The organism is Winogradskyella pulchriflava, assembly GCF_042434315.1.
GTDB classification, from domain to species: Bacteria; Bacteroidota; Bacteroidia; order Flavobacteriales; family Flavobacteriaceae; genus Winogradskyella; species Winogradskyella pulchriflava.
On the sequence record NZ_JBHLTQ010000005.1, the window covers coordinates 542,207 to 561,084 of the forward strand.

Genomic DNA, 18,878 nt, shown 5'->3' on the forward strand with positions numbered 1-18,878 from the left:
ATTCGTTATGCACGCATAGCTTTATGCTAAATTTTAACAACTCTCTCACAGTTATGGGCTTCAATTTTAACTAACTTAAGGGCTTTAATCAATTTCAAAAAACATGAAAAAATTTATCCAATTATTTGCATTTTTAATTCTGTGCAATAGCTACGCTCAGCAGAGTTTAACGTACCAACAGCCCTCAGAAGAAATTCTGGAATTAGCTGATGTAGATTTAGCGCCAGGTGTCCAAATAGACAGTAAAGGAGAACACATGGTATTACTTTATCGTAATCAATACAAATCCATAGCAGAACTCTCCGAAACAGAACTAAGATTAGCTGGTTTGCGAATTAATCCTGTTACCAACATTGGTAGTAGAACAAATTACTACACCAACATAAAAGTTAAAAAAATAAAAGATAAGGATGCTACACAAGTATCTGGCTTACCAGAAAATGCTAGATTATCTGGCTTTAGTTGGTCTCCAGACGAAACTATGATTGCTTGTCTCAATACCACCCAAACTGGTGTTGAAGTTTGGGTATTAAATATAGCAAAAGCCACAGCTACCAAAATAACAGATGCCAATGTTAATGCCAATATGAGAAGCACAATAAATTGGTTTAAAGACAACCAACACCTTTTAGTAAAAATGCTTCCTTCAGATAGAAAACCATTAATTAACACTGATATAGCAGTACCAACTGGTCCAACAGTGTCTGAAAGTGATGGTGCTAAGGCACAAAACAGAACTTACCAAGATTTATTAAAGACACCTAATGACGAATTTAACTTTGAGCAACTGGCACGTTCAGAAATTAAAAAAGTGTCTATAACTGGTGAGGTTAAAGATTTCCTTGGTGCAGATATGTATCGTGGCATCAGTTTTTCGCCAGATGGAAACTATGTTATGGTGACTAAAATAAAACGTCCGTTTTCCTACTTGGTAACCTACACAAGATTTCCTAGTGAAAGTATTATGTACAATGTAAATGGTGACAAAATCAAAACCGTAAATGAAGTTGCTTTAGATGAAGTGAGGCCAAAAGGATTTATGGCCACGAGAATGGGAAAACGTAATATGACCTGGAGAAATGACAAACCTTCAACATTGGTATGGGCAGAAGCTTTAGACAAAGGAGATCCTGCTGTTGAAGCAGATTTTAGAGATGCTGTTTATGAAGTAGATGCACCTTTTAATGGAAAACCAAAACTCATCTTAAAAACAAAACAACGCTTTGCCGGAATAGAATGGGGAAATGATAAAACTGCTATAGCTTACGACTACTGGTGGAATACAAGAAACACAAAAACGTATATGTTTAACCCATCTAATGCTAAATCTAAAATAATATCAGACAGAAATTATCAAGATGTGTATAGTGACCCTGGAAATTTTGTAAGTGCAAGGAATGAATTTGGACGCTATACTCTTAACATGAATGGAGACAAATTGTATTTAATGGGTGATGGCTACACAAAAGATGGTCAATTTCCTTTTATTGATGAGTACAATATAAAAACAAATAAAACTGAGCGTTTATACCAATCTGAATATACTGATAAATTAGAAAGCTTAAACTATGCAATCGATATGAAAAAAGGAGATATCCTTGTTCGTATTGAATCCAAAACTGAATATCCAAATTACTACATAAGAAATATAAAAAAGAATGATCTTACTGCCATTACAGCTTTTGAAAATCCTTTTAAAAGTCTAGAAGCAGTAGATAAACGTGTTATTAATTATAAGCGTGATGATGGTCTGGATTTAGAAGGCACCTTGTACCTGCCTTTAGATTATAAAGAAGGAGAAAAATACCCAATGATTTTATGGGCTTATCCTCGTGAATTTAAGGACAAAGCAAGTGCATCGCAAAGTACAGCCAATCCAAACGAATTTGTATATCCATATTGGGGCTCACCAATATATTGGGTTACTAAAGGCTATGTTGTATTAGATGACGCAGCATTTCCTATTGTTGGTGAAGGAGATGAAGAACCAAACGATTCTTTTAGAACACAGTTAGTAGCCAACGGAAAAGCAGCCATAGATGCAGTTGATAACCTTGGTTATATAGACCGAAATAAAGTAGCAGTTGGAGGGCACAGTTATGGGGCATTTATGACGGCTAATTTATTATCACATTCTAATTTATTTGCTGCAGGAATTGCTAGAAGTGGTGCTTATAACCGAACGCTGACTCCTTTCGGATTTCAAAGTGAAGAGCGCAGTTATTGGGAAGCGCCAGAGGTTTACTATAATATGTCACCATTTATGCATGCAGATAAAATGAAAACTCCTTTACTTTTAATCCATGGTGTAGCAGATAATAATTCTGGCACCTATCCATTACAAAGTGAGCGTTATTTTAATGCGCTTAAAGGACTGGGTGCTCCAGTAAGATTAGTAATGTTGCCAAAAGAAAGTCACGGTTACAGAGCAAAAGAATCTATTATGCACATGCTTTGGGAACAAGACCAATGGTTAGAAAAACACGTAAAAAATAGAGAAGAAAAAGAAGAAAAAATTGAAAATGAGGAGACGATGAAGAATTAAAGTTCAAGCAAAATTGAAGCCTATTAAGTCATCTAATTTCTTTCTTTTCAAATACTTGAGGTTCCCTTCCTTGGAAGGGTTAGCGATGGGTTTTAATCAGAGCAACATCAAAACCAAATGATTCCTTAAAAAATTAACCCACCCCTTAATCCCCTCCCAGGAGGGGAATTTTTTATGCCATCTTGTCACAAATGATGTCTTGGTATTTTATTTGACTATGAGATAGTATTCAAATTAATTATACAAAAAACTATATATCATGACAAAAGGAAGTATTAATGTATCGGTAGAGAATATCTTTCCGTTAATTAAAAAATTCTTATACTCTGATCACGAAATCTTTTTACGTGAGCTTATTAGTAACGGTACAGATGCCACGCTAAAATTAAAACACCTTACCAGTATTGGTGAGTCTAAATCTGAATACGGAAACCCTAAGATTGAAGTAAAGATTGATAAAGAAGGAAAGAAACTTCACATCATAGACCAAGGTATTGGTATGACAGCAGAAGAAGTTGAAAAATACATCAACCAAGTCGCATTTTCTGGTGCTGAAGAGTTCTTAGACAAATACAAAGACTCAGCAAAAGATTCAGGAATTATTGGGCATTTTGGACTTGGTTTTTATTCGGCTTTTATGGTAGCAGAAAAAGTTGAAATTATTACAAAATCACACACTGGTGCACCAGCGGCTCATTGGACTTGTGATGGTTCTCCTGAGTTTACATTAGAAGAAGCCGATAAAACAGATAGAGGAACAGAAATCATTCTTCATATCGCTGAAGATTCTACTGAGTTTTTAGAAGAAGCTCGTATCCGTGAATTACTGAATAAGTATAACAAGTTTATGCCTATTCCAATTAAATTCGGAACTAAGGAAATAAACGATCCAAACTTCACACCAAAAACAACGAAGGATAAGGATGGTAAGGAAACCACTGAGCCACATAAAAAAATCACTGTAGATGATATCATCAACAATCCAAATCCGGCTTGGACCAAACAACCAGCAGATTTAAAGGATGAAGATTACAGCAGTTTCTACAGAGAATTGTATCCAATGCAATTTGAAGAGCCGTTATTCAACATTCATCTTAATGTAGATTATCCATTCAACTTAACCGGAATCTTGTATTTCCCTAAGATGACGAATGATCTTAACATTCAAAAAGATAAGATTCAACTGTACCAAAACCAAGTATTTGTTACAGATAATGTTGAAGGTATTGTACCGGAGTTCTTAACCATGTTACGTGGTGTTATAGATTCGCCAGACATTCCATTGAACGTATCGCGTAGTTACTTACAAGCGGATGGTAATGTAAAAAAGATTTCATCTTACATTACTCGTAAAGTAGCAGACAAATTAAAATCATTATTCAATAATAATCGTGAAGATTTTGAAAAGAAATGGGACGATATCAAAATTGTTATTGAATATGGAATGCTGTCAGAAGAAAAATTCTTTGAAAAAGCAGATGCATTTGCACTTTACCCAACAGTTGATGGTAAATTCTACACTTTTGAAGAGTTAACCAATGCTATAAAAGCGAAGCAAACGGATAAGGATGATAAAATGGTGATTCTTTATGCGTCAAATAAAGATGATCAACATGCCTATATTCAAGCAGCAAAAGACAAAAACTATGAAGTCTTATTATTAGATTCACCGATAGTTTCACATCTTATTCAGAAATTAGAAACAACAAAAGAGAATATTTCTTTTGCACGTGTAGATGGTGACCACATTGATAACCTTATTAAAAAAGATGACACTACAATTTCTAAATTATCTGATGAAGAAAAAACAAAATTAGATGAGATACTGAAAGAAGTAGTGCCTTCTGAAAAATTCTCTGTACAATTAGAGGCTATGGATAGTAATGCGTCTCCATTTATTATTACACAACCAGAATTTATGCGTCGTATGAAAGAGATGCAGCAAACAGGTGGTGGCGGAATGAATATGTTTGGACATATGCCAGAAATGTATAACCTCATCGTAAATACAAATTCTGAATTGGTTAATGAAATTCTAAACACCAAAACCAAAAAGAAACAAGAGCGTTTAATTAATCAAAGCTTAGATTTAGCACGTTTATCTCAAGGTTTACTTAAAGGTGAAGAGTTGACTAACTTTATTAAACGTAGTTATGAGATGATTAAATAATCTCAATTTTTCATGCTGAACGAGTTTCAGCATCTCACATATTCAAAAAACCACTTTGTTGATTCAAAGTGGTTTTTTTGTTAATTCTAAAAAAGACTTCTACATAAAACAAAATGGATTATACCAAACTTAATAATAACGTATTAAAAAACGCTTAAAATTCATCTTGAGATAACAATTAAAAATAAGAAATAGGAATTACATCGATTATTTTTGAAAACCTCATCAATTCATAGTCAATTACCAACCATACATCTATAATCTAAGTACCTAAAAAGCAGCACATTAATAAATTATGTAATTTTCACGAAAACGTTGTAGTAAGTTTGCTTATTTTTATCAAAAACTACCTCGAACCAAATCTAAATTTGTAATGAGTGAAAAGCTGATATCCAAAAAAAAACCTGCATACCCAATAAGTAATTGTCTTTCCAATTATCTCAGCGAGCAAGGTAGAAACATAAAAATTCCTATATTTTATGATGACCTTTTGCGTTTTCAGGGAGCCATAGAGATTTTTGATAATGAAGGCAAAGACACTTTATGGATTAGCTGTTACTATGCTGAATATGAGCGTGATGAAATTGAGCATAGTCTAAAGCAAATGTATTCTATTCTACATTCAGATGGTAGTGATAATATCATTCCCTATCTCAATATCGACAGTATCGATTTCTGCACATTTGGAAACACAAAACCATTCCGAGTTAAAGTCAGAAACATTCTTAATGACAACTATATCTTTCTCTACATCAAAAAAGCAGATGCTTCACGTATTTATGGTCTTGAACTAGAACATTTATTATCTCCCAACCATATTAACTTCTTAGTCCATAAAGACACGCTTATCGAAGAACATATTTCAGGTATTCCTGGAGATACATTTGTTAGTAATCATATCAAAACACTTTCTGAACAAGACAAGCGTGCTTTGGCTAAAGAGTTTGTAAAGTTTAACGAACGCTGTTTTGTACGCTTATTAGCAGATATGCGTTCATACAACTATGTTATTGTCATAACCCAAGATTTTGATCGTGTACAATACCGTATTCGTGCTATAGATTTTGACCAGCAATGCTATGAAGGCAATCCAAAAGTTTACAAACCTCAATTTTTAAAAGAGAATAATGCTTATGTAGAAATGACCCTAAGTGTATTAGCAAAGGAGTCCATAGAACAGTATGAAAAAGAAGAACGTTCACTTTTGGCAAAACGTGCTACAAGTGAACGTGAGCGTTTGGATGATCTTGTAAAATGCATGAAAGCCGATACCATTTCTACTCCTGAAAAAATAAACGAGTTAAGAGCTGCCTTATTCAAGTTAACCAAGGATGTTAACTTTAAAAAATCGAAGAATATGGGTGAACTACTCAGCAACGGTTTAGACTTTATTACAAGAAATTATATCAACGAAAATCCGTATCTCATAAAATAAACCTAACCATCCAATCATGAAGATCAAAAAAATATTAGTTGCCAACCGAAGTGAGATTGCCATAAGAGTTTTAAGGGCTTGTGCAGAAATCAATGTAAGCACAGTTGCCATATACACTTACGAAGATCGCTACTCGCAACATCGTTATAAAGCAGATGAATCTTACCAAATTGGCGAGAACAACGAGCCTTTAAGACCATACTTAGATATCGATGAAATTGTGGCTTTGGCTAAATCTAAAAACGTGGATGCCATTCATCCTGGTTATGGTTTTCTCTCTGAAAACTCGGAATTTGCCAGACGATGTGCAGAAAACGACATCATTTTTATTGGTCCAGATCCAGAAGTTATGGATGCGCTTGGTGATAAAATTACTGCCAAGAAAATTGCTGTACAATGCAATGTACCAATTATTGAAAGCAATAAAGAAGATTTATCGTCTCTAGAAATTGCTATTTCCGAAGCCAACAGAATCGGTTATCCTATAATGCTGAAAGCAGCTTCAGGTGGTGGAGGTCGTGGTATGCGTGTTATAAGAAACAATGAAGATTTAGAATCTAATTTTAATTCTGCTAAAAATGAAGCGCTAAATGCTTTTGGTGACGACACTATGTTTATAGAAAAATATGTTGAAAACCCTAAACACATAGAAGTTCAAATCGTGGCAGATAGACATGGTAATATTCGTCATTTGTTTGAACGTGACTGCTCTGTGCAACGACGCCATCAAAAAGTGGTGGAAGTTGCTCCTTCCTATAATGTTTCGCAAAAAGTAAAAGATGCCCTCTACAAATATGCCGTAGATATTACTTCTGAAGTCAACTATAACAACATTGGAACGGTTGAATTTTTAGTAGATAATGATGATAACATTTATTTTATTGAAGTCAACCCAAGAATCCAAGTAGAACATACGGTTACTGAAATGGTCACTGGAATTGACTTGGTGAAAACACAAATTTTTATTGCTGGTGGTTACAAATTATCTGATAAGCAAATAAAAATTTACGATCAGGAAAGTTTAGCAACTTATGGTTTTGCATTACAATGCCGGTTAACAACTGAAGATCCTGAAAATAATTTTACACCAGACTACGGAGACATCACTACATATCGCAGCGCATCTGGTATGGGAATTCGATTAGATGCTGGTAGTATCTATCAAAGTTACAGTGTTAGTCCGTTTTTTGATTCCATGTTGGTTAAAGTTTCTGCCCATGGTAGAACGCTAGATGGAGCCATCAGAAAAATGACACGTGCACTGAAAGAATTCAGAATACGTGGTGTAAAAACCAATATTCATTTCCTACAAAATGTTATTCAGCATCAAACCTTTAGAGATGGTAAGGTGAATGTCAATTTTATTCAAAATACACCTGAACTTTTTGACATTAGGCTACCGCAAGATCGTACCTCAAAAGCCTTAAACTTCTTAGCGGAAGTTATTGTCAACGGCAATTCTGATGTAAAATTTATTGATGAAAGCAAAGTCTTTAGAGAAGCAAAAGTCCCGAAGTTTAGTAGTAAAGATGCATTTCCAAAAGGCACCAAAGATTTATTGACCGAACTTGGTCCAGATAAATTCTGTGCGTGGCTAAAAGCTGATAAAAAAATCCATTTTACAGATACCACAATGCGTGATGCGCATCAGTCATTACTGGCCACACGTATGCGTTCTTATGATATGCTAAAAGTCGCTGAAAGCTTCGCTAAAAATCATCCAAACACCTTTAGTATGGAAGTTTGGGGAGGAGCAACTTTTGATGTCTGCCTGCGATTTTTGCACGAAAGCCCTTGGACACGCCTCAAAAAATTGCGAGAGGCTGTGCCTAACATCTTATTTCAAATGTTATTGCGTGGCTCTAATGGTGTAGGTTACAAAGCCTATCCTGATAATTTAATTGAAAAATTTGTTGAAAAATCTTGGGAAAATGGTGTCGACATTTTTAGAATTTTTGATTCGCTCAATTGGGTAAAAGCTATGGAACCAAGCATTAATTATGTCCGTAACAAAACTGGTGGAATTGCCGAAGCTGCACTGAGTTATACAGGTGATATTTTAGATACTACGCAGACCAAATACAACATAAAATATTACACGCAACTCGCCAAGGATTTAGAAAATGCTGGTGCACACATGATAGCCATCAAGGATATGGCAGGATTGCTAAAACCTTATGCCGCTACTGAACTGGTTACAGCTTTAAAAGACACTGTTAACCTTCCTATTCACTTACATACGCACGATACTTCTTCGCTTCAAACTGCCACGTATCTTAAGGCTATTGAAGCTGGAGTTGATGTGGTTGACGTGGCACTTGGAGGCCTTTCCGGATTGACTTCGCAACCTAATTTTAACGCTGTTGTAGAAATGATGAAGTACCATGAACGTTCACATGATTTTGACATGTCAACGCTCAATCAGTTTTCAAATTTCTGGGAAGACACACGCGAAATGTATTACCCTTTTGAATCTGGTTTAAAAGCTGGAACTGCTGAAGTATTTCAGCATGAAATTCCTGGTGGACAATACTCAAATTTAAGACCACAAGCTGAAGCTTTAGGTTTAGGAGATCGTTTTGACGAAGTCAAAAAAATGTACTCACAAGTGAACGACATGTTTGGTGAAATTCCAAAAGTTACACCAAGTTCTAAAGTGGTTGGTGATATGGCTATTTTTATGGTTACCAATAACCTTACACCAGAAGATGTCATGACTCGTGGTAAGGAGCTCTCTTTCCCGGAATCTGTGATTAGTTTCTTTAAGGGAGATTTAGGACAACCTACAGGAGGTTTTCCAAAAGAACTGCAAAGCATTATTCTGAAAGACAAAAAGCCTTACACAGACAGACCAAATGCGCACTTAAAACCTATTGATTTTGATAAGGAATATGACGCCTTCAAAAAGAAATATCAAAAAGGATTTACCAGAGCTATTGAGATGGAAGATTTTCTATCCTACACGTTATACCCAAAAGTATTTGACAAAGCACACGAAAATTATAAGAATTACGGAAACGTAGCACTGATACCAACAAAGAATTTCTTCTACGGTATGAAACTGCGCGAAGAAACCTTAATTACTTTAGAACCAGGAAAAACACTCATCATCAAACTTTTATCGGTTGGTATTCCTAATGACGAAGGAAAACGTATTGTGTTTTTCAAAGTAAATGGAGAGAATAGATATGTTGAAGTTTTAGATAAATCTCTCAATATTAAGAATGAAGAAAATATAAAAATTGATCCAGAAAACGCCAATCAAATTGGTGCTCCGCTACAAGGTTCGCTTTATAAAGTGTTGGTAAAAAAGGGACAAGCAGTAAAAGAAAACGATCCGTTATTTATCATAGAAGCCATGAAAATGGAGACAACAGTTACTGCTCACAAATCTGGGAAAATAAAATCCATTATCTTAGATGAAGGAAGCATGGTAAAACAAGATGATTTAGTTATTACTATGGAGTAAATATTATGTAATGTCAACCAAATACAACAAAATAGGTATCAACTATAATCAGACACGGAAGGCTGATCCTTATTTAACCTCGCAGTTATTAAAACACCTAAATCCAAACAAAGAAGGTTTGTATTTAGATATCGGTTGTGGCACAGGCAATTACACCAACGAATTTCAAAAAAGAGGCTTTAACTTTATTGGTATTGATCCATCCATAGAAATGCTTCAAAAGGCACAAGCCCAAAACAAAAACATTCAATGGAAAATTGGAACTGCAGAGAAAACAGATTTAGCCCAGCAGAGCATTGATGGTATAATTGCCACGCTAACCATTCATCATTGGACAAATTTAGCAAGAGCATTTTCTGAACTAGCTTATATTCTAAAACCCAATGGCAAGATTGTCATCTTTACCTCTACTCCACAACAAATGAAAGGGTATTGGCTGAATCATTATTTTCCGAAAATGTTAGAAAATTCAATGGCACAAATGCCAACGTTTGAAGCTGTTAAAGACGCTATGAACTTAGTTGGACTCAAAATCTCATCGACAGAAATTTATAATATTCAACCCGATTTAAAAGATCAATTTTTGTATTGTGGTAAACAAAATCCTGAGTTGTATTTTGATGAAAGCATAAGACACGGTATTTCTTCGTTTAGCGCTCTAGCCAATAAAAATGAAGTTGAGAATGGTTTAAGAAAACTACGAACAGATATAGACAATGGAAAAATAGACGAAGTCATAGCATCTTACAAAAATGATTTAGGCGATTACCTCTACATTATAGCACAATTAAAATAACATAGTTTTAACGTTTTAGCACAAGTGCTGGCAAGACTTTTGAAATTAACACTTCTAACAAAAACCAATATAAAACATGCACTTATATAAAACATTTTCAATCCTTACACTAATTGTTATGATGACCTCTTGTGGCACAACAAAACAAACAACAGCAACCTATTGGGTTAACAGCGCAAAGGTAGATTGCGATGCTGGTGCTGGAAAAACAACATGCCTACAAGTCACAACTGCAGACAACCATGAAAACGCAGAATGGTCTAATTTTTACGCTCCCATAAATGGTTTCACTTTTGAACCAGGCTTTCTTCAAAAAATTGAAGTAACTGAAACAAAATTGGATTCAGAGAATGTTCCTGCAGATGCTTCGAGCATTCAGTACGATCTGGTTAAGGTTTTAGAAAAAATAACTGACCCAAAATTGGCTATACATGATATTTGGGTAGCGACACACATCAATGGTAAAGAGATCGATAGAACCAAAGCACCAAATCTTGAAATAAATACAACAGAAATGCGAGTTTTTGGTTCAAACGGTTGTAACAACTACAACGGTCAAATTAAGACTCTAACATCTAAAACCATCGCTTTTGGACCTATTGCTTCAACACGAAAAATGTGTTTAGATATGGCTATTCCTGACAGTTATGACAAAGCACTCTACAATACTTCTAGTTATAAAAAAGACGATTTAACTTTAACTTTTTATGATGAAAACGGTGGAGAAGTTCTTAGGTTTAATAAAGTAGATTGATAGCTTCTTAATGAAATAAAGTAAAAAAGTTATTGAGTTATTAAGTTTCTCGGACGGATCGTTGTAATAACTTAATTTCATAATAACTACCTTTGGACAACCAAAGCACAGCACCTTGCAAAAGAAGAAAGATCATCCTAAAGTAAAATCTCAACTTCATCCCAGAAGCCAACATCGTGAGCGTTATAATTTTAAGGAACTCATAAGTAGTTCACCAGAATTAGCAGCTTTTGTAGCACCAAATAAATATGGTGATGAGTCTGTAGATTTTTTTAATCCTGAAGCAGTTAAAGCATTAAATAAAGCTTTATTAATACATCATTATGGATTAGAGTTTTGGGATATTCCAAAGCATTATTTATGTCCTCCAATTCCTGGTAGAGCAGATTATATTCATAATGTAGCAGATTTGTTAGCTGGAAATAGTTTTGAAATACCAACAGGAAATCACATAAATGGATTAGATATTGGTGTTGGTGCCAACTGTATTTATCCCATTATTGGTAACCATGAATACGGCTGGTCGTTTATAGCTAGTGATACGGATGAAATAGCAATTACCTCAGCAAAAAAAATAGTTGAAGAAAATTCAAGTTTAAAGTCTCAAGTGGATATTAGACACCAAGAACAATCGAATGCTTTTTTTAAAGGGATCTTAAAACCTGATGAAAAAATTGATTTCTCCATTTGCAATCCACCTTTTCATTCATCATTGGAAGATGCTCAAAAAGCAAGTTTAAGAAAACTCAAAAACCTTAAAGGAAAACGACCTAGTAAAGCGCAATTAAATTTTGGTGGACAACAAAACGAATTGTGGACCAAAGGTGGTGAAGCGCGATTTGTAAAAGACATGATTTATGAAAGTAGAAATTTTGCAAAACAATGCTTTTGGTTTACAAGCTTAATTTCCAAAGAACTTACACTGAAACCGACCTACAAGATTTTACAAAAAGTAAAAACTACCGAAGTAAAAACTATTGAAATGGGACAAGGACAGAAAATAAGCCGTTTTATTGCTTGGACGTTTTTAACCGAACAAGAACAAAAGAATTGGATGGTAGAACGTTGGTAAAACATTTATCATACCTTTGTTGCCTCTCTGTCATTACTACCTTCGCAGGAATGACAGATTTATAAACAAAATTATATGTCATTCAAAGACTTAAAACTCATAAAACCCTTACAAAAAGCTATTGAAGCTTCTGGCTATGTTGAACCTACTTTGGTGCAACAACGTTCTATTCCTTTAATACTAGAAAAAAAGGACGTTATTGTATCTGCGCAAACTGGTACTGGAAAGACAGCAGCTTTTGCACTACCAATTTTGCAACAATTGTTCGATAAGCAAGATGCTCCAAAAAAGGGCAAGAAAATAAGAGCGCTTATTGTGAGTCCAACGAGAGAATTAGCGGTACAGATTCAGCAAAATTTTAAAAACTACGCTCAGTTTACAAACCTACGTTCTTTGGTGATTTTTGGAGGAGCATCAATAGAACCTCAAATTGATGTACTGAAAAAAGGTGTTGATATATTAGTAGCAACTCCTGGTCGTTTACTCGATTTACATAAACAAGATTACATTAACCTAGATTATATTGAAACTTTTGTTTTAGACGAAGCCGATTTAATGCTAGCTATGGGTTTTATAGACGATGTAAAAAAGATTGAACGCCTTTGCCCAGAAAACAAACAGACTTTACTGTTTTCGGCAACTATTCCATACAAAATTGAAGAGTTAGCTAATACCATTCTTAAAAGTCCAGAACGTATAGACGTTACTCCTACTAAATCTGTGGCGCAAGATGTGAGTCAGGTGTTATATTATGTACCAAAACGTAATAAAATTGAATTGTGTTTGCATTTAATGCGAAACACCATAAAAGGCAACGTACTCATTTTTAGACGCACCAAATTTGGCGTAAATAAGCTAGAGCAAACCTTACTTAAAAACGGTTATACAGTTGATAGTATTCATGGTGATAAAGCGCAAAGCGAACGACAAACTGCTTTAAATAAATTTAAAAACGGTTATGTAAAAGTGCTGATTGCAACCGATGTTGCTGCACGTGGTATTGATATTAACGAACTCGATAATGTGCTCAATTTTGATATGCCAAATGTTGCAGAAACCTATGTTCATAGAATTGGTAGAACAGGTAGAGCTGGCAATATTGGAAAGTCTTATGCCATGTGCTCCGCAGACGAAAAAAGCTATGTAAAAACTATTGAACAATACATTAATGTTCAGATTCCTGTTGAGCAAGAACATCCTTATCCTTTAGACCCTAAGGCCAAACCTATCGTTCATAAAAAGAAAGGTAGCAAGTATAAAAAAGGACGTAAAAGTGAAGCTTCTAAGAAGAAGAAAAAGCGTTGGTATTAATTGAGTCGTTAGACTTCAGATTTTAGAACTTAGACTTGAAAACATAGTTTAGACCTCAAAGGTTTTTGGTGTCTGAGCGAAGCCGAAGCCAAACATTTGAGGTCTTTTTGGTTTATTCTCTGTCACCGAAATCAATAAAGTCTTCACCAAATCTAATAATGCCATTGGTGATATTAATCTTAATTTTATTTGGATTTGTTTTTTCGCCTATCAACATCATTTTTGAACGTTCATTTTTTCTACTAGGAGGAATTTCTGTTGTGACTCCATTCATATAATGAACTGTATTATTTCCATAAGTTTCAATAAAATACTTCATATTTTCCGGAAAGAATAAGTTGATTTCAGAGTATTCAGTATTCATAACAAGGGTTCCAAAATCATTAGAAAAATTATGTATCCAGAATTTACTGTTAAAATCGACAATTTCTACGTTCTCACCTATTTCACCAACTTTAATATCGCTAAACTCGGTATCAACATCTACTTTTTTTAACTGTGCCACTTGCACCTCATCAACATGTGTGAATTTATATTTTCCTCCTTCTAAAAAATTTGCTCTAAGACTTCCGTTTACCACATCAAAAACATTGAATGGATTTTGAATATTCTGAAATTTTAATTTCGTAGTTCTAGCGTTAACAACCAACTGATTTTTTACATCATTCTTAAAGATTAAATTAGAGTTTTCTGTCATTACACGAAGCTTAATTTCTGGAGGAAGTTTTATAAAAAATTTAGTCTTCAAAATCTTTACATTTTTGGTATTAATTTTTCTCTTATTTCCTTGTTTATCTACTTCACTATATTTTTTTAAAAATTCTTTTAGGCTCTTCCCTCTTGAGCTACTGTTTATATCTAAAAAATATTGTTTAGATTTTCTAAATTCACGATTTGTCTTTTCCTTAAAGTTTATAAAATCACCTTCAAAAGTAATGCCGTAAAGTGTCTCTAAACTATAGGAAATATCACTTTTGACTTCACTTCCGCCTGTTTTAAATTCTAATACATCATCTTTTATTAATGCTTCGATTTTAATCTCATTGAGCTTATTTTCTATCTCTTTTTTTGAATAGTTTTCAAACTCAATTTTATAATCAAAATGTACTTTATCATCCTCAGACAATGAAAATTCTACATACGTCCCATTCAGGTGGAGATAAATAGACTCTAAATCGTTTGTTTCATAGCTTTTCTTGAAAATTTCCTTTACTTGTGTGTTACCTATTGCTGATGTGATGAGCATCAGAAATAATAATTTAAATTGATTGTTCATGCTGTTCGTTTTTTTGATTTAATATTTTGATATGCTTTTGAATATCTTTTAATATCTGAAGTCGCGTTTGTAAATTTTCCACTAAGGACTCTATCACTAAAATATTGTTTGGGTCATTTTTAAATTGTGATGAAATCATTTGATAATCTTTATCTAAATCATCTAACTTATTTCTGAAACGTTCAACCAAAACTTCATCGTCTGTAATTGCTACGAAGCTTTCCCATTCTGCTTCTATATCTCGCAAGTATTCGGCTTCAACGGCTTCAATTTGTGCGATTATTGGTGATTTTTCTTTAGCTTTTGGAGTTGTATCAAAAATGCTAAATCCTACTGTTAATGCAACAATTAAGACAACTGCAACACCTAACAAAGTGTAAGGTTTTCGCTTTGCGTTGGATTGTTCTTTTAACTTTCCTAAAAACTCATTCCTATGTTTTGCTGGAGGTGTTTGTAATTCCTCTTCCTCTTTAAATAAATCTCTAATATCTCGCTTCATTGTACTTTACTTTTAGAAGTTCTTGTAATTTTAATTTTCCTCGTCTTAGGTGTGTTCTTGATGTCTTCACTGGGATTTCTAATATCTCTGAAATCTCTTCGTGGTCATAGCCTTCAACTAAATAGAGTTTTACCACTATTTTGTATTTATCGCTTAATTGATCTATAGTATATAGAATGTCTTGCTTTGTAATTGTGTTATCAAAATGCCAATTATCTTCATCTATAATTTGTAAATCTGAAACTTCTACATCATCAAATCTCAATTGATTTTTCTTTAAAACGTCTAAACATTGATTGATGATTATTCGCTTTAACCAAGATCCAAAAGTTGCTTTTGGCTGATAGGTTTCAATATTTAAAAAAGCCTTTAAAAACCCTTCTTGCATAGCATCCTTTGCATCTTCTTCGTTATTTAAATAACGCAGAGCAACTGTAAATATAGCGTTGCAATAGCTGTCGTAAATCTGCATTTGTGCTACTTGATTACCTTTTTTGCTAGCGGTTATTAAACTTTTAATTTGGTTTTGCATGTAGTTTGGTTAGCGTCTCTATTTTTAAAAAACGAATAAAAAACAAAAGGGTTTCAATTTTGGGATAAAAAAAAAGAATTCAAAAATTAATTTTTGAATTCTTAATGTATAAAAATTTAAATTATCCAGACTAAAACGACAATTTTGGATTAAAATATTGTTTTAACAACGGAATTTGAATACCAACCATTATTGCTAATACTACAGTTGCGTACATCAACGTGCTAGAGTAATCGAATGAAAAACCTTCAAATAGATTTAAGGAAACTTCAGGAAGATTAAAACGGTCTAAAAAACTCGTAGTATTACTCGATTTATTAAATAATACATAGCCAAATAAAGTTATAAAACCTGCAGCTATTAACCACCACACCGATTTTGGTATCAAGGGTTTATAAACCGTTGCTGTGGAATTAGAAATGATTTCAACCTCAGCCATTACCTTATCTGTAAAGTCTAAAGATGGTTGTTCTAATGCTTCACTAGACATTAATTTATCTATAAAATCTTCTATTTTTTTCTCATCGCGTTCCATAATTCATACTGTTTTGAGGTTGTAAATACTGTTCTAAAATAACAGCTAATTTTTTTCGAGCTCTAAAAAGTTTCACCTTTACTGTGTTCGCTTCTATATTAATGATTGTAGATATTTCATCTAAAGATAGTTCTTCAAAATAAAATAAGGTCAACAACGCACTACTATCTTCTGGTAGTTTATTGATGCACGCTTTTATTAATGCACTTTTTTCTTCTTTAATAATGTTTTCTAAAGCATTATCAATAACATCTAATTTATTAAAGGTAAATTCATCTATTGCAACATCATTTATATACTTTTTATTCTTTTTAATAGTATCTAAACAGGTGTTATAAGCGACTCTATAAACCCAAGTAGAAAACTTAGAATCTCCTTTAAACTTATGTAATGACCTAAACACTTTTATAAATGTGTCTTGTGCCACCTCCTCTGCCTCTTCCCTATTTTTAAGCATACGTAACGCTAAAGTATATACCATAGCCTTATACCGATTGACTAATTGCGCATAGGCTTTAGCATCGCCATCCTTAATGGATTGGATAAGTATGTTTTCGTCGTTGGTGGTCATTCTGTATTTAAGACGACATTAATCTATTATAGGTTACAACAATTGATAAAAATTATTTTTTTTGAAAAATTTGTAACCTCAGAACAAAACTTGTCGTCATAAGCTATGAACCGAATAAAATTAATCAATTAAAAAACAAACATTATGGACGAAGAAATTTTAATACCAATTAGTCTTTTCTTAGCAATTTTTGGAATCGTGTATTTGTATTTCTCAACAAGAAATAAAGAACGTTTAGCGCTTATTGAAAAAGGAGCTGATGCCAGTATATTTAACTTAGGAAAGCGCTCAGGCTCAGCATGGAAGGTCGTTGTAATAAATATTGCATTTCTTCTTATGGGTATTGGCTTAGGTCTTTTCATTGCTAATTTGTTAGAAAGCACTACTAGTTTAGATGATAATGTCATTTATCCAGCTATGACCTTTTTAATGGCAGGTTTAGGGCTTTATGTAGGCTATACGCAGACCAAAAAAGCAATGGACGACTAGATATAAAAACTAATCAATCAAAAAACACTAAAGCGCCTCATGATTATGAGGCGTTTTTTATGGCATAAAAAATGTATCTTTAAGCTTAAAGTTTTAAGCATGCCCAAGATCTTTATTTTTATTCTATTCGTTAGCCAGATATGTATTGCCCAAACCCTAGTGTTAGACAGCATTACAAAATATCCTGTCAGCTATGCCACGATCTCATTTGGTGATGGCAACGGAACTTTTGCGGATGATGAAGGCAAATTTTTCTTTACTAAGAAATTGTATCCAGATATCGATTCGTTATTTATTTCTGCATTAGGTTTTAAGGATTTGAATATTTCTACTGATAATCTACCCAATCAACTACTATTGCAGCCACAAGCAGATGAATTGGACGAGGTGGTCATAGACACCAAACTCAACAGAAAATTTAAGGAAGAACAGCTTAAACCTTACCTAGACGATGATTACTACAACTGTTGGTTGCCAACCATAGAATCTGAAATTGCAGTTTATTTTCCTAAAACCACTACCAAAGATCAAAAGCTAACAGAAGTCATTTTCCCTATTGCTTTAGAGTCTAAAGATTGGGAAAAGCGAAAGCGTGCTAATAGCGATAAAAAGAAATTTTCGACTTTGTTTAAAGTGAAGTTCTATGCCAACAACAATGGACTTCCTGGAAAAGTATTAACCTACGAAACCATCGTTTTTAGAGCTACAGAAAAAAATGGTGATGCTTACACACTCAATACTGAAGCTTATGACCTTTATATACCAAAAGACGGCTTTTTTGTGTCAATACAAGTTATGGGCTATACAGATAAAGCTGGAAAATTATTACCCAACAAAAAGTATAAAGAGATAAAAACAAAAAATGGAGTCGTTAAGATTCCGACCAATTTTAGACCACTTTTACCCTTTACAGACGAAATTGAAACCAAAAACACCTATATAAAGCGCGTATTCATCAATGGCAATAATTGGGTGAAATTTGAAAAAGGCAATGGTTTTGAATCTAGTTTACTAAAACGAGACCTATTTAATTACGGTATTGGATTAACTTTTAAAACCTATAAAGATGAATGAACCTTTAGGACTATACATTATGGCTGGCTTATATATTTTAGCCGGTATCATGCATTTTGTAAAACCAGAAATGTATATGCGCATTATACCAAAATACTTGCCTGATCATAAAGCCTTAGTCTTATGGAGTGGAGTTGTAGAAATACTCTTAGGTATAGGGTTGTGTATACCAGAACTAAAAGCAATTGCAATTTTTGGAATTATAGCAATGCTACTGGTATTTTTAGTAGTTCATTTTTATATGCTCTCTAGTAAAAAAGCTTCTGCAGGAATCCCTAAGTGGATTTTGGTTTTACGTATTCCACTTCAGTTTGTGTTGATGTATTGGGCTTGGGTTTATTTGAACTAAT

16 protein-coding genes are annotated in these 18,878 nt (G+C 33.7%); 11 read left to right on the top strand and 5 right to left on the bottom strand.

Annotated elements, in window-relative coordinates; translation table 11 throughout:
• The first annotated feature begins 103 nt into the window (after window positions 1-103).
• The 8 genes from ACFFGA_RS11815 (at window position 104) to ACFFGA_RS11850 (ending at window position 13,552) form a co-directional block, all read left to right on the top strand.
• Window positions 104-2,545, top strand: a complete 2,442-nt coding sequence (locus ACFFGA_RS11815) for an alpha/beta hydrolase family protein (RefSeq protein WP_386064254.1) — start codon at window positions 104-106, stop codon at window positions 2,543-2,545.
• A 259-nt stretch (window positions 2,546-2,804) separates the two neighbouring features.
• Complete coding sequence (htpG, locus tag ACFFGA_RS11820) at window positions 2,805-4,715, top strand: molecular chaperone HtpG (protein WP_386064257.1); 1,911 nt, start codon at window positions 2,805-2,807, stop codon at window positions 4,713-4,715.
• 373 nt (window positions 4,716-5,088) lie between these two features.
• Entirely contained in the window at window positions 5,089-6,150 is a 1,062-nt protein-coding gene (locus ACFFGA_RS11825) for a hypothetical protein (protein ID WP_386064260.1), read from the top strand.
• Between the two features lie 16 nt (window positions 6,151-6,166).
• Window positions 6,167-9,619 (top strand): pyruvate carboxylase, encoded by a 3,453-nt coding sequence (locus tag ACFFGA_RS11830; protein ID WP_386064263.1) that lies wholly within the window; start codon window positions 6,167-6,169, stop codon window positions 9,617-9,619.
• Between the two features lie 10 nt (window positions 9,620-9,629).
• A complete protein-coding gene (locus ACFFGA_RS11835; protein WP_386064265.1) occupies window positions 9,630-10,415 on the top strand; it encodes a class I SAM-dependent methyltransferase in 786 nt (261 codons plus the stop codon).
• 76 nt (window positions 10,416-10,491) lie between these two features.
• A complete protein-coding gene (locus ACFFGA_RS11840; protein WP_386064268.1) occupies window positions 10,492-11,169 on the top strand; it encodes a DUF4377 domain-containing protein in 678 nt (225 codons plus the stop codon).
• Window positions 11,170-11,284: 115 nt separating this feature from the next.
• Window positions 11,285-12,241 carry a 23S rRNA (adenine(1618)-N(6))-methyltransferase RlmF gene (rlmF, locus tag ACFFGA_RS11845; RefSeq protein WP_386064271.1) on the top strand — a complete coding sequence of 319 codons (957 nt, stop codon included), beginning with the start codon at window positions 11,285-11,287 and terminating at the stop codon, window positions 12,239-12,241.
• A gap of 75 nt (window positions 12,242-12,316) precedes the next feature.
• Window positions 12,317-13,552, top strand: a complete 1,236-nt coding sequence (locus ACFFGA_RS11850) for a DEAD/DEAH box helicase (protein WP_386064273.1) — start codon at window positions 12,317-12,319, stop codon at window positions 13,550-13,552.
• 112 nt (window positions 13,553-13,664) lie between these two features.
• On the opposite strand, the gene ACFFGA_RS11855 is transcribed toward ACFFGA_RS11850, so the two are convergent.
• From ACFFGA_RS11855 to ACFFGA_RS11875, 5 genes are all read right to left on the bottom strand, one after another.
• A complete protein-coding gene (locus ACFFGA_RS11855; RefSeq protein ID WP_386064276.1) occupies window positions 13,665-14,828 on the bottom strand; it encodes a hypothetical protein in 1,164 nt (387 codons plus the stop codon).
• The gene (locus tag ACFFGA_RS11860) at window positions 14,812-15,327 is read right to left on the bottom strand and encodes a hypothetical protein (protein WP_386064279.1); all 516 of its coding nucleotides are present in this window, start codon (window positions 15,325-15,327) and stop codon (window positions 14,812-14,814) included. The genes ACFFGA_RS11855 and ACFFGA_RS11860 overlap by 17 nt, the downstream gene beginning before the upstream one ends.
• On the bottom strand, window positions 15,311-15,859 hold the full coding sequence (locus ACFFGA_RS11865; protein WP_386064282.1) for an RNA polymerase sigma factor: 549 nt from the start codon (window positions 15,857-15,859) through the stop codon (window positions 15,311-15,313). The genes ACFFGA_RS11860 and ACFFGA_RS11865 overlap by 17 nt, the downstream gene beginning before the upstream one ends.
• 130 nt (window positions 15,860-15,989) lie before the next feature.
• A complete protein-coding gene (locus ACFFGA_RS11870; RefSeq protein WP_386064284.1) occupies window positions 15,990-16,394 on the bottom strand; it encodes a hypothetical protein in 405 nt (134 codons plus the stop codon).
• Entirely contained in the window at window positions 16,381-16,965 is a 585-nt protein-coding gene (locus ACFFGA_RS11875) for an RNA polymerase sigma factor (protein WP_386064287.1), read from the bottom strand. Before ACFFGA_RS11875 ends, ACFFGA_RS11870 begins: the two co-directional genes overlap by 14 nt.
• 144 nt (window positions 16,966-17,109) lie before the next feature.
• Between ACFFGA_RS11875 and ACFFGA_RS11880 the strand changes: the two genes are divergently transcribed.
• The 3 genes from ACFFGA_RS11880 (at window position 17,110) to ACFFGA_RS11890 (ending at window position 18,877) form a co-directional block, all read left to right on the top strand.
• The gene (locus ACFFGA_RS11880; RefSeq protein WP_386064289.1) at window positions 17,110-17,454 is read left to right on the top strand and encodes a CPP1-like family protein; all 345 of its coding nucleotides are present in this window, start codon (window positions 17,110-17,112) and stop codon (window positions 17,452-17,454) included.
• 99 nt (window positions 17,455-17,553) lie between these two features.
• Window positions 17,554-18,528: a peptidase associated/transthyretin-like domain-containing protein gene (locus tag ACFFGA_RS11885; protein WP_386064291.1), complete on the top strand. Its 975-nt coding sequence runs from the start codon at window positions 17,554-17,556 to the stop codon at window positions 18,526-18,528.
• Window positions 18,521-18,877, top strand: a complete 357-nt coding sequence (locus ACFFGA_RS11890; RefSeq protein ID WP_386064294.1) for a DoxX family protein — start codon at window positions 18,521-18,523, stop codon at window positions 18,875-18,877. The genes ACFFGA_RS11885 and ACFFGA_RS11890 overlap by 8 nt, the downstream gene beginning before the upstream one ends.
• Window position 18,878 lies beyond the last annotated feature (1 nt).

Bases quoted from the DNA above. Each gene is read 5' to 3' on its own strand.
- ACFFGA_RS11875 (WP_386064287.1), bottom strand. From the start codon at position 16,965: ATGACCACCAACGACGAAAACATACTTATCCAATCCATTAAGGATGGC.
- ACFFGA_RS11865 (WP_386064282.1), bottom strand. From the start codon at position 15,859: ATGCAAAACCAAATTAAAAGTTTAATAACCGCTAGCAAAAAAGGTAAT.
- ACFFGA_RS11880 (WP_386064289.1), top strand. From the start codon at position 17,110: ATGGACGAAGAAATTTTAATACCAATTAGTCTTTTCTTAGCAATTTTT.
- ACFFGA_RS11860 (WP_386064279.1), bottom strand. From the start codon at position 15,327: ATGAAGCGAGATATTAGAGATTTATTTAAAGAGGAAGAGGAATTACAA.
- ACFFGA_RS11835 (WP_386064265.1), top strand. From the start codon at position 9,630: ATGTCAACCAAATACAACAAAATAGGTATCAACTATAATCAGACACGG.
- ACFFGA_RS11840 (WP_386064268.1), top strand. From the start codon at position 10,492: ATGCACTTATATAAAACATTTTCAATCCTTACACTAATTGTTATGATG.
- ACFFGA_RS11850 (WP_386064273.1), top strand. From the start codon at position 12,317: ATGTCATTCAAAGACTTAAAACTCATAAAACCCTTACAAAAAGCTATT.
- ACFFGA_RS11825 (WP_386064260.1), top strand. From the start codon at position 5,089: ATGAGTGAAAAGCTGATATCCAAAAAAAAACCTGCATACCCAATAAGT.
- ACFFGA_RS11870 (WP_386064284.1), bottom strand. From the start codon at position 16,394: ATGGAACGCGATGAGAAAAAAATAGAAGATTTTATAGATAAATTAATG.
- ACFFGA_RS11830 (WP_386064263.1), top strand. From the start codon at position 6,167: ATGAAGATCAAAAAAATATTAGTTGCCAACCGAAGTGAGATTGCCATA.
- htpG (WP_386064257.1), top strand. From the start codon at position 2,805: ATGACAAAAGGAAGTATTAATGTATCGGTAGAGAATATCTTTCCGTTA.
- ACFFGA_RS11890 (WP_386064294.1), top strand. From the start codon at position 18,521: ATGAATGAACCTTTAGGACTATACATTATGGCTGGCTTATATATTTTA.
- ACFFGA_RS11815 (WP_386064254.1), top strand. From the start codon at position 104: ATGAAAAAATTTATCCAATTATTTGCATTTTTAATTCTGTGCAATAGC.
- ACFFGA_RS11885 (WP_386064291.1), top strand. From the start codon at position 17,554: ATGCCCAAGATCTTTATTTTTATTCTATTCGTTAGCCAGATATGTATT.
- ACFFGA_RS11855 (WP_386064276.1), bottom strand. From the start codon at position 14,828: ATGAACAATCAATTTAAATTATTATTTCTGATGCTCATCACATCAGCA.